The organism is Enterobacter cloacae complex sp. 394F7 (assembly GCF_057320385.1).
Genome location: NZ_JBXWCS010000030.1, coordinates 1 through 10,180, shown reverse-complemented (window position 1 = coordinate 10,180; position 10,180 = coordinate 1). Strand labels below are relative to the sequence as shown.

General features: G+C 53.5%; 9 protein-coding genes. 3 read left to right on the top strand and 6 right to left on the bottom strand.

All coding sequences use genetic code 11. The annotated features are described in order from the left end of the window. The first annotated feature begins 321 nt into the window (after window positions 1-321). Window positions 322-1,617: an MFS transporter gene (locus tag AC2FAK_RS22785; protein ID WP_013098335.1), complete on the top strand. Its 1,296-nt coding sequence runs from the start codon at window positions 322-324 to the stop codon at window positions 1,615-1,617. On the opposite strand, the gene AC2FAK_RS22780 is transcribed toward AC2FAK_RS22785, so the two are convergent. The 5 genes from AC2FAK_RS22780 to trxC all read right to left on the bottom strand — a co-directional run bounded on the left by AC2FAK_RS22780 (window position 1,614) and on the right by trxC (window position 7,335). Beyond that, a complete protein-coding gene (locus AC2FAK_RS22780; protein WP_020685902.1) occupies window positions 1,614-1,937 on the bottom strand; it encodes a YfiM family lipoprotein in 324 nt (107 codons plus the stop codon). The two genes, AC2FAK_RS22785 and AC2FAK_RS22780, sit on opposite strands and share 4 nt — an antisense overlap. Before the next feature lie 44 nt (window positions 1,938-1,981). Next, window positions 1,982-3,337 (bottom strand): CDP-diacylglycerol--serine O-phosphatidyltransferase, encoded by a 1,356-nt coding sequence (gene pssA, locus AC2FAK_RS22775; protein ID WP_029882218.1) that lies wholly within the window; start codon window positions 3,335-3,337, stop codon window positions 1,982-1,984. A 110-nt stretch (window positions 3,338-3,447) separates the two neighbouring features. Continuing rightward, entirely contained in the window at window positions 3,448-6,111 is a 2,664-nt protein-coding gene (locus AC2FAK_RS22770) for a bifunctional acetate--CoA ligase family protein/GNAT family N-acetyltransferase (RefSeq protein WP_095455774.1), read from the bottom strand. 35 nt (window positions 6,112-6,146) lie between these two features. Next, window positions 6,147-6,845, bottom strand: a complete 699-nt coding sequence (gene tapT / locus AC2FAK_RS22765) for a tRNA-uridine aminocarboxypropyltransferase (RefSeq protein WP_040023399.1) — start codon at window positions 6,843-6,845, stop codon at window positions 6,147-6,149. Between the two features lie 70 nt (window positions 6,846-6,915). Further along, window positions 6,916-7,335 (bottom strand): thioredoxin TrxC, encoded by a 420-nt coding sequence (gene trxC / locus AC2FAK_RS22760; protein ID WP_013098330.1) that lies wholly within the window; start codon window positions 7,333-7,335, stop codon window positions 6,916-6,918. Window positions 7,336-7,539: 204 nt separating this feature from the next. Between trxC and AC2FAK_RS22755 the strand changes: the two genes are divergently transcribed. Beyond that, window positions 7,540-8,610, top strand: a complete 1,071-nt coding sequence (locus AC2FAK_RS22755) for a tRNA/rRNA methyltransferase (protein WP_094916802.1) — start codon at window positions 7,540-7,542, stop codon at window positions 8,608-8,610. Window positions 8,611-8,648: 38 nt separating this feature from the next. On the opposite strand, the gene ung is transcribed toward AC2FAK_RS22755, so the two are convergent. Next, a complete protein-coding gene (gene ung, locus AC2FAK_RS22750) occupies window positions 8,649-9,338 on the bottom strand; it encodes a uracil-DNA glycosylase (protein ID WP_029882221.1) in 690 nt (229 codons plus the stop codon). 314 nt (window positions 9,339-9,652) lie between these two features. Here ung and grcA point away from each other — a divergent pair, with 314 nt between their 5' ends. Then, entirely contained in the window at window positions 9,653-10,036 is a 384-nt protein-coding gene (gene grcA, locus AC2FAK_RS22745; protein WP_013098327.1) for an autonomous glycyl radical cofactor GrcA, read from the top strand. Window positions 10,037-10,180 lie beyond the last annotated feature (144 nt).

Sequence of the window (10,180 nt, the reverse complement as noted above, 5' to 3'; positions counted from 1 at the left end):
TCAGAAGTGAAACGCCGTAGCGCCGATGGTAGTGTGGGGTCTCCCCATGTGAGAGTAGGGAACTGCCAGGCATCAAATAAGAAGAACCCCGTACCGTAAGGTGGGGGGTTTTTTGCTTTTGTTTTTCTCCCTCTTCCTGCGGGAGAGGGCATCAGACCGCACCATTCCCCTCCTGGGCTTTCTCCGGAACTTACCTTGCTAACGAAATTTGTGATCTCCCTCGCAATGTTATTTATAACAAAATAATAACATTTAATTTACAAGGTATTGAGTTCCCTCAGAGCTCAACATGCCGTTGTTTATGGCAGGAGTATAATCATAATGACCGAAAGCATTACATCGAACGGGACGCTGGTTGCCAGTGATACCCGAAGAAGGGTATGGGCAATTGTTAGTGCCTCATCCGGTAACCTGGTTGAATGGTTCGACTTTTACGTCTACTCATTCTGTTCACTTTACTTCGCACATATTTTCTTCCCGTCAGGAAACACCACAACGCAGCTACTGCAAACGGCAGGTGTATTTGCAGCAGGATTCTTAATGCGACCGATTGGTGGCTGGTTATTTGGCCGTATCGCAGACCGTCGCGGGCGTAAAACCTCCATGCTGATCTCGGTCTGCATGATGTGTTTTGGTTCCCTTATCATCGCCTGTCTGCCGGGGTATGACGCTATTGGAACCTGGGCGCCCGCCCTTTTATTGCTGGCTCGTTTATTCCAGGGACTCTCCGTTGGGGGAGAGTACGGCACCAGCGCCACGTACATGAGTGAAATTGCACTTGAAGGTCGGAAGGGTTTTTACGCCTCTTTCCAGTATGTCACGCTCATCGGCGGTCAACTGCTGGCCATTCTGGTTGTCGTGATCCTGCAGCAGATCCTCACAGACAGCCAGCTTCATGAATGGGGATGGCGAATTCCTTTCGCGATGGGAGCTGCACTGGCGATCGTGGCGCTTTGGCTGCGCCGTCAGTTAGACGAAACCTCGCAAAAAGAGGTCAGGGCGCTGAAGGAAGCGGGATCGTTTAAAGGACTGTGGCGAAACCGCAAAGCTTTCCTGATGGTTCTCGGTTTCACCGCCGGTGGTTCACTCAGTTTTTATACTTTTACCACCTACATGCAAAAGTATCTGGTGAATACTACGGGAATGCACGCCAACGTCGCCAGCGTCATCATGACCGCCGCGCTGTTCGTCTTTATGCTGATACAGCCGCTAATTGGTGCGCTCTCAGATAAGATCGGCCGTCGCACATCGATGTTGATTTTTGGTGGCATGTCCGCCTTATGTACCGTCCCCATTTTAACCGCGCTTCAGCACGTCTCATCACCTTATGCCGCATTTGCACTGGTGATGCTGGCGATGGTGATTGTGAGTTTCTACACCTCGATCAGCGGAATACTCAAGGCCGAGATGTTTCCGGCACAGGTGCGTGCTTTGGGAGTAGGGCTTTCTTATGCGGTCGCCAATGCCCTGTTTGGTGGTTCGGCTGAGTACGTTGCGCTGTCCCTGAAATCATGGGGAAGCGAAACGACATTCTTCTGGTATGTGACGATCATGGGGGCGCTGGCCTTTATCGTATCCCTGATGCTGCATCGCAAAGGGAAAGGTATTCGTCTTTAATAATGCGCCATCTGCCACACGGCATAGCCGGTCGTGGCACCGGCAACATCCCAGGCAAAATCTTTCCAGCTCCAGCCGCTCCCTGAGGGGCGGCTATCCCATAATTCTTTCGATGCCCCAAGGCTGACTGAGAACATCAGGCCGATTGCCGCACTACGATCCCGGCTATACCCCTGGTGCTGGGCGTACTCATTACCGGCAGCGGACAACATCGCGGATGCGAGGAAGTGTTGCGCTTTATCCTGGCCGGACCAACTATCGTTCGCCATATGGCTACAGCCGGTTAAACAGAGGGTCATGACTAACAGAAGAAGACGCATCAACAGCTCCATAAAAAAGCCCTGCGGGTGGCAGGGCCTGGATATTACAGAATACGGCTGATAAGACGATCGATACGGATGCGACGCAAACGGCGAATCAGCTTACGAACCTTCACCGGATAATCGGCAATGCTCTGTAGCTCGCGGTAATGACGAACCACCGTCGTATGTGTACGAATAAGTTCCAGTTCACGTTCACGCTGCGCGGCCAGCTCATGTTGTGGATCGTGGATCAGAATTGCGTTTTCCAGATCCAGACGCCAGGCACGAGGGTTCAGGTTGTTGCCGGTCAGCAGCATCCATTCATCATCAACCCACATTCCTTTGAGATGATAGCTGTTATCTTCATCTTTCCAGAGACGCACCACCAGCTGGTCGGTGTTTACGTAATACTGTAAGCGACTGAGGAAACGACGCAGGTTAATCTCATAGAGGTAGGGCAGGGCGCCGATGATTTTGAAGGGTTGATCTTCAGGAATGAAAAAGTCATTAGCCGTTTTATCACCGACAATAATTTCCACTTTTTTACCGTCGCGCAGCAGCTGAATGATATTGCGCACCAGCACGGCGGGAAGGTTAAAGTACGGCGTACAGATAGTGAGCTTCTGCTCTGCGCACGGCATCAGATGGAAAATCGTTTTGTTCAGCAGGCTGGATTTTCCTAAGCCCACCAGAGGTGTAACGGACAACTCTTCGTTGTTTGCATCGCCCTGGAAATGATAAACCGCATCGCGCAGCTCCTGGCGGAACGCGCGAACGTCGTTTTTGATTTCCGGGCTTTTCGGTCGATGAGGATCGTCAAGGCGATTCACACCACGGCCATGTACCAGATGCTTATCCACCCAGTTAAACATGATGTCGGCCATCTGCGAATTACGGATCAGATGGTAGCGGTCGTAGCGATACTTATCGAGCTGATGAAGGTAAACATCATTCAGACTCGCGCCACTATAAAGCACGCTGTCATCGATGATGAACCCTTTGAAATGGAGTACGCCAAGCGCTTCACGGGTATTCACCGGCACCCCGTAAACAGGGACATCAACGCCAGGATTTTCCTGCGCCGTGCGGCAATACCAGTCTGCGTTTGTATTTGAAGCAGCAGCGCCAATGCGGCCACGCTGAGCGCGGTGCCAGTCAACCAGCACGCGAACATCCAGTTCAGGACGCTGACGCTTGGCTTCGTAGAGCGCATTCAGGATCGCGCGCCCACCTTCATCTTGTTCAAGATAGAGTGCCACAATGCAAATGCGTCGCGTGGCGCTGGCAATCTTTTCCAGAAGCGTCTCCCGAAAATGAGCGGGAGCGTAAAAGAACTCTACATCATCAACTGACTGAGAAATCTTCGGTAGTTGAGCAAGGTGTTGTTGATGTTTATTACGCTTAAATTTTGACAACATCACAGTGCGTTTCTTCTCTGTTCATTGAAGGGTTGTCTGTACCATGCAAACAACATAAGCGGACAATGATACCACCAGTCCCGTCCAAAGTGGGTAACATTTCCAGTAGCTTACTCGGGTTTATCCGGCGATTTCAGAGTGAGGGAGAGGGCAACAATCCCCTCGTCCAGCTGAATATCAACGTCAAAACCGAGTTTTCGCGCCAGGGTCACCATACCGCGATTGTTTGGCATAGTAATGCCATTCAGGCGTAACAATCCGTGATCGCGCGTATAACTGATGAGTTTTTCCAGTAGCCGCCGCCCAAGGCCCAGGCCTTTAAGATCGGAGCGCACCAGTACGGCAAACTCCGCGTCGACGTTATCCGGATCTGAAATAGCACGCGTCACGCCAAGGATCTCATCACCGTTTTCGGAACGACGAACGGCGACAAAGGCCATTTCTCGATCGTAGTCGATCTGGGTCATATTGGCTAAATCATCGTGGGTAAATTCGTTGATTTCGCTGAAGTAGCGATAGTAAAGATCCTCTTTCGTGACCTGAGAGATAAACGTCCGCAGTTGCGGTTCGTCTTCCGGCAAAATGGGGCGAAACAGCGAACGCTCACCGTTCTTCATCTCCACCCACTCTTCCAGTTGCAGAGGATAAGGACGGATTGCCAGACGGCTCTCTCTGTCGCCTTCGAATGGTGCGATATCCAGCGTGACGTCCAGCGCCGTGAACTCATTGCCGGAGGCGAGCAGAGGATGAATGTCCAGCCGCTGGATCTCCGCGCAATCGACTATCAGGTTTGAGACCTGCACCAGGAACTGGCTTAACCCCGCAATGTCGAGCGGACGCAGGGCGCTCCGGCCACGGATTTTTTTGCTTTTGATGGCCTGAATAATCAGATAGCGAGCAAGGTTCATGTTCAACGGCGGTAAGGCCACCACGGCTTGTTCTTCAGGGCGCCATTCCACGCCACCTTCTCCCAGCATGATGAGCGGGCCAAAAACCGGATCGTGCTCAACAACCACCCGCAGTTCCTGTGCGCCCGCGCGGTTCGCCATGCTTTGCACCAGCAGTCCGTGGATCCTGGCCTGGGGCCAGGCCATTTTTACGCGGTCGAAAATAGCATCTGCCGCTTGCTGAACTTCAGCCGCGGTTCGAAGATACAGCATTACCCCCTGCACATCGGACTTGTGGGGAATATCCGGTGAGCGAAGCTTAAGGGCGACCGGATAACCAATCTGTTCGGCAATATGTACTGCTTCCGCGCTGTCGCTGGCGATCCAGGTGGGCAGCGTCTGCATCCCATAGCTACCAAGAATGGGTTGCACTTCGTGAGTGTCCAGCGATGTCGCACCTTCATCGATAGCCTGTTGCAACAGCCGGTGAACGTCGACGGAATTTGCCGTCAGATTGCCGGGCAATGCTGGGGTTTCACGCAACTGTTTCTGGTTACGACGGTACTCCACCATATGCATAAAGGCGGTAATAGTCCCTTCCGGGGTGCGGTACGTTGGCAACCCCGCTTCGCTGAACAGTCGCCGTGCCTCCTGAGAGGAGAACTCACCGCACCAGTTGGTGAGCAGAGTGACGTATTTACCACGCGAATGGTTACGCACTGCTTCAATGAGGGCTCGCGCGCTCTCACTGCCAGGAGCGACCGCGCTGGGGGAGTGGATAATCATCAGCGCATCGAAATCCTGACTATCCAGCAAAATAGAAATGGCTTTGATATAGCGATCGCTACTGGCATCATCGCGTAGATCAAGGGGATTCCCGGGGGCAACGCTGATGGGTAAAGCCTCTCTCAGGCGCTGAAGCGTCTCTTCACCGAGCGTGGCCAGCTTGCCATTACGTAACCACAGTTCGTCCAGCGCCAGCGCAGCCGGAGCTGCACCGTTACTGACGATCATTAATTTCTCTCCGCGCAACGGACGCATATGACTCAACGTCTCGACGGCGGAAAAAAGTTCGTGCGTGTCCTGTACCCGCAGTAAACCCGCGCGCTGGATAGCCGCATCCCAGGCGGGATCCATCCCGGAGTGGGAATGCAGCAGGCTCTGTGCTGCAGGGCTGCGTCCGCTCTTGATGACCAGGATGGGTTTATTACGTGACGCGCTGCGCGATGCCGACACAAAACGACGGGCGTCGCTGAGGTGTTCAAGATAAAGCAGGATCGCACAGGTTTTGCTGTCACGCGCCAGAAAATCCAGCAGTTCATCCACGTCGATATCCAGGCTGTCACCCAGGGCGATGAAGTAGGAGAACCCCATCTCACGCTGCTGCGCCCAGTCAAGGATCGTGTTGGATACCGCAGCCGACTGCGAAATAAAAGCAAGTTTGCCTTTACGGATCGGCACTGGAGAAAAGCTGGCATTCAGTCCTTGCCAGGGGGCGAGCAGCCCCAGACTGTTCGGCCCGAGAATACGCATTTGATAGCGGCTGGCGCACGCCAGAAGCTCAGGCTGCTGTTCAGGAGGAGATGAGAGGATAATGCAGGTCTTACACCCTTTCTTGCCGAGCGATTCCAGCAGTTCCGGGTTACGTTTCGCATTTGTACAAAGTACGGCCAAATCGGGTACGAAAGGCAGGCTCTGCACATCAGGCCACGCAAGCACCCCCTGAACGGCCTTATAGGCCGGTGTAACGGGCATAACGGGGCCATTAAATCCGCCGGCCAGCAGGTTGCGCATCATCAGATAGCCAGCGCGATCCGGTTTCATTGATGCGCCGATAACGGCTATGGATTTAGGACGTAGTAGCGCTTCTAACCCTCGCTGGCTCATGCAGGCCTCCTGTGAATGCAAGCGACCTGATGATTTTAAACGTTTTCTGTCCCGGTTGCTGTGACACTGCCCTTATGAACGGTTTTTCCCGCCAGATAGCGTTCGCGAAAACGGGAGAAATGGCTGCCCAGCGCGCCAGCCGCCTCGGTATCACCCGCTAAATCCAGCAGTGCGATCGCCACTTCGGCGGTGCAGTATTGTCCGTCAGCATGGGCTTCACGTAAGCGGTAGGCCGATACGCGAGAGAGGTCGACAGAAATGATCGGCAGCGCATCAAGGTAAGGGCTTTTGCGAAACATTTTCCGCGCTTCCGTCCAGGTGCCATCCAGCATAATAAACAGCGGTGGTTTTCCGGATGGCGGGGCTGACAATACCTGACGGTCGGCGCCTGCATAGGAGGCGGGGAAAACGACCATCGGCTGATAGTCCGGGCTTGCCACTAAGTCGAGCAGGGCCTGAGGAGGCTCCGTTCGCGACCACTGAAACGCGGCCGTATCAGGCAGAATATCGGCGATCAGACGACCCGTATTGCTGGGTTTCATCGGTTCGGTATCAAACATGACCAGGCAAAAACGGCTTTCCGCCGTGGCCGGTACCAGCGTGTCGCACAGGCACACTTTTAACGGCAGCAGGCAGCGCTGGCAGCGACGGATGCGGTTGCCACGAGCGAGAAAAGGGCGAGTCGCGCGGGCAAGGCGTTCGGCGCGTAATTGAAGTACAGCGTTATCAGTCATGGGCGAAAGGGCAGGAAAAACCCCATTTTCGCAGAGGCGGGAACGGGGCACAAGATGTGCCCCGTGAATGTTACAGCGACTCGTTCAACCAGCTCTCGAACGGTGCTTTAGGTACCGCGCCGTTGAGCATGTCGATGACTTCACCATTTTTGAAAATCATGATGGTCGGAATGCTACGAATACGAAAACGGGCGCTGAGCTCGCGTTCTGCCTCCGTATTCACCTTCACAAAACGCATCTTCCCGCTGCGCTCTTCGGCGACATCTTCAAAGATTGGCGCGAAATTACGGCACGGGCCACACCATGGTGCCCAGAAATCGACAACCACCGGGAGATCGTCCTTGAGGAGTTTGTCCAGCGTAGCACCTGTAGCGTTAATCACATCGCCATCAAACAACTCATGGCCACAACGCCCGCATTTCGCACCATCCTCGATCCGATCGTCCGGAATGCGGTTAAGAGCCTGACAGTTGGCACATACGGTATTCATAACTAACCTCTGATAGAACCATGGGACAGCGGCAGTATGCCGATAATGTTTCTAATATGTTACATATTATCAATGAGCCTGTTTGAAACGACAATGCGTTTTATTCAATGAGAACAATAGTCACAGGCTTTTGTACGAAATTATGGCTATGCGCTTGCACATCGGGTAATCTGCGCGCTTCGCGCAGCGCTGGTGGAGAAAAGCATGAACGACGAAATGAAAAATAAAAGCGGCAAGGTCAAAGTGATGTATGTCCGCAGTGATGATGACTCTGATAAACGCACCCAAAATCCGCGTACCGGAAAAGGTGGCGGGCGTCCGGCGTCCTCTCGTGCAGACGGTGGCCGTCGCCCCGCCCGCGATGACAGAAACAACCGCGGTGATGACCGCAAGCGTGACGATCGCAAACGCGATGATTTTGCACGTGAGGGTTCGTCACCATGGCGTACCGTGTCCCGCGCGCCTGGCGATGAGACGCCTGAAAAAGCCGATCACGGCGGGATCAGCGGTAAAAGCTTTATCGATCCGGAAGTGCTGCGCCGTCAGCGTGCGGAAGAGACACGCGTGTATGGCGAAAACGCCTGTCAGGCTCTTTTCCAGAGCCGCCCTGAGTGTATCGTTCGTGCATGGTTTATCCAGAGCGTCACCCCTCGCTTCAAAGAAGCCCTGCGCTGGATGGCGGCAAACCGTAAAGCCTACCATGTGGTTGATGATGCCGAGTTGACGAAAGCGTCAGGCACCGAACACCACGGTGGTGTCTGCTTCCTGATCAAAAAACGCAACGGCACAACGGTGCAACAGTGGGTCAGCCAGGCCGGTGCCGATGACTGCGTGCTGGCGCTGGAAGATGTGGGTAACCCGCATAACCTGGGTGCGATGATGCGCAGCTGCGCGCACTTCGGCGTTAAAGGGGTACTGCTGCAGGATGCTGCGCTGCTGGAATCCGGTGCTGCGATCCGTACTGCGGAAGGCGGTGCCGAGCACGTTCAGCCGATCACCGGCGACAGCGTTCTGGATGCCATCGAGCAGTTCCGTAAAGCGGGCTATTCCATTGTGACGACCTCCAGCCATGCCGGTACGCCGCTGTTTAAAGCGACGCTGCCGCGCAAGATGGTGCTGGTGTTAGGTCAGGAACGTGATGGTCTGTCAGACGCGGCACTCTCGAGTGCGGATCTGAGCGTCTCTATTGACGGGACGGGCAATGTGGAAAGTCTGAACGTTTCCGTCGCGACCGGCGTACTGCTGGCGGAGTGGTGGCGTCAGAACAAAGCATAAGCTTTTTATGTGCCGGGCCAGCCCGGCACATTCATTTCCTACTCGCTTTCTGCCGGTAACACGGGCATCCAGTCAATCGGCGTTTCGCCACGTTTTTCCAGCCACTCATTCGCCAGAACAAAATGATTACAGCCAAAGAAACCACGATGGGCTGACAGCGGAGACGGGTGTGGCGCTTTCAACACGTGATGACGCTGACGGTCAATAATCGCCCCTTTCTTCTGCGCATGCGATCCCCAGAGTAAAAACACTACCCCCTCACGATGTTCATTGATAAGGCTGATGACTTTATCCGTAAAGGTTTCCCACCCAAGGCTGGCGTGAGAGTGCGCCTGACCTGCTCGTACGGTTAAGACAGTATTCAGTAACAGCACGCCCTGGCGCGCCCAGCTTTCCAGGTAACCATGATTGGGCCGAGTAAAACCGGGGATCGTTCCTTCAAGCTCTTTATACATGTTCAGCAGAGAAGGGGGGATAGCCACGCCCGGGCGCACGGAGAAGGCCAGCCCATGAGCCTGACCAGGGCCGTGGTAAGGATCCTGACCCAGGATCACGACTTTGACATCGCTCAGTTCGGTATAGCGAAACGCGTTAAATACGTCTTTCTGGGGCGGATAAATCGTCTGGCCAGACTGCCGCTCTGCCGCAACGGTACTGAGAGTGTTGATAAAATAGGGCTGCTGTTTCTCTTCTGCCAGCACATCGTGCCATGTCAGCGGTGTCGTCATCTCGCTCTCCTGCGAATCTCATTCTGCGCCTAGCTTAACCGCTAAATCCTGCGGTGCAAAATTCCATGCGGAAATTAGCCCTAACTCCTTAAATTATGGTTGAAAAATTACAAATTGATTTGAATTGGTAAGGCTGGAAAATTGATCTGAAACAATAAAACCAGACCACACTCTTTGTGTGGTTGGTGATTTTGTTGATTTAAATCAATAAATCGCCGTGGTGTGAATGATATATATTCACACAAGAAACAATGGTTTTACCAATTGGCCGCGAAAGGCCGACACCAGTTAATGTAGCCTAAGGGAGGCAACACATGATTACAGGTATCCAGATTACTAAAGCTGCAAACGACGATCTGCTCAACTCTTTCTGGCTGCTGGACAGCGAGAAAAACGAAGCACGCTGTGTGGTAGCAAAAGCGGGTTTTGCGGAAGATGAAATCGTTCCAGTTAATAAGCTGGGCGAAATTGAATACCGCGAAATCCCAATGGAAGTGAAACCAGAAGTGCGTGTTGAAGGTGGTCAGCATCTGAACGTGAACGTACTGCGTCGCGAAACGCTGGAAGATGCGGTTAAGCATCCTGAAAAATACCCACAGCTGACTATTCGTGTGTCTGGCTACGCGGTGCGTTTCAACTCCTTGACCCCGGAACAGCAGCGCGACGTTATCGCGCGTACCTTTACTGAAAGCCTGTAAGGTTTTTAGCCACGGGGGTGGAACAAAAAGCCGGGATATTTCCTAATGCTGGTCACTTAAGGTGATCAGCATTTTTTCTTGCCGGATATTTCTGGGCTTTTATTCTCACTTCCCGGGGATAACTTCGCTCTCTTCTTCCCGGTA

Excerpts from the sequence above, each read along its gene's own strand:
- AC2FAK_RS22785 (WP_013098335.1), top strand. The coding sequence starts at position 322 with ATGACCGAAAGCATTACATCGAACGGGACGCTGGTTGCCAGTGATACC.
- AC2FAK_RS22780 (WP_020685902.1), bottom strand. The coding sequence starts at position 1,937 with ATGCGTCTTCTTCTGTTAGTCATGACCCTCTGTTTAACCGGCTGTAGC.
- pssA (WP_029882218.1), bottom strand. The coding sequence starts at position 3,337 with ATGTTGTCAAAATTTAAGCGTAATAAACATCAACAACACCTTGCTCAA.
- AC2FAK_RS22770 (WP_095455774.1), bottom strand. The coding sequence starts at position 6,111 with ATGAGCCAGCGAGGGTTAGAAGCGCTACTACGTCCTAAATCCATAGCC.
- tapT (WP_040023399.1), bottom strand. The coding sequence starts at position 6,845 with ATGACTGATAACGCTGTACTTCAATTACGCGCCGAACGCCTTGCCCGC.
- trxC (WP_013098330.1), bottom strand. The coding sequence starts at position 7,335 with ATGAATACCGTATGTGCCAACTGTCAGGCTCTTAACCGCATTCCGGAC.
- AC2FAK_RS22755 (WP_094916802.1), top strand. The coding sequence starts at position 7,540 with ATGAACGACGAAATGAAAAATAAAAGCGGCAAGGTCAAAGTGATGTAT.
- ung (WP_029882221.1), bottom strand. The coding sequence starts at position 9,338 with ATGACGACACCGCTGACATGGCACGATGTGCTGGCAGAAGAGAAACAG.
- grcA (WP_013098327.1), top strand. The coding sequence starts at position 9,653 with ATGATTACAGGTATCCAGATTACTAAAGCTGCAAACGACGATCTGCTC.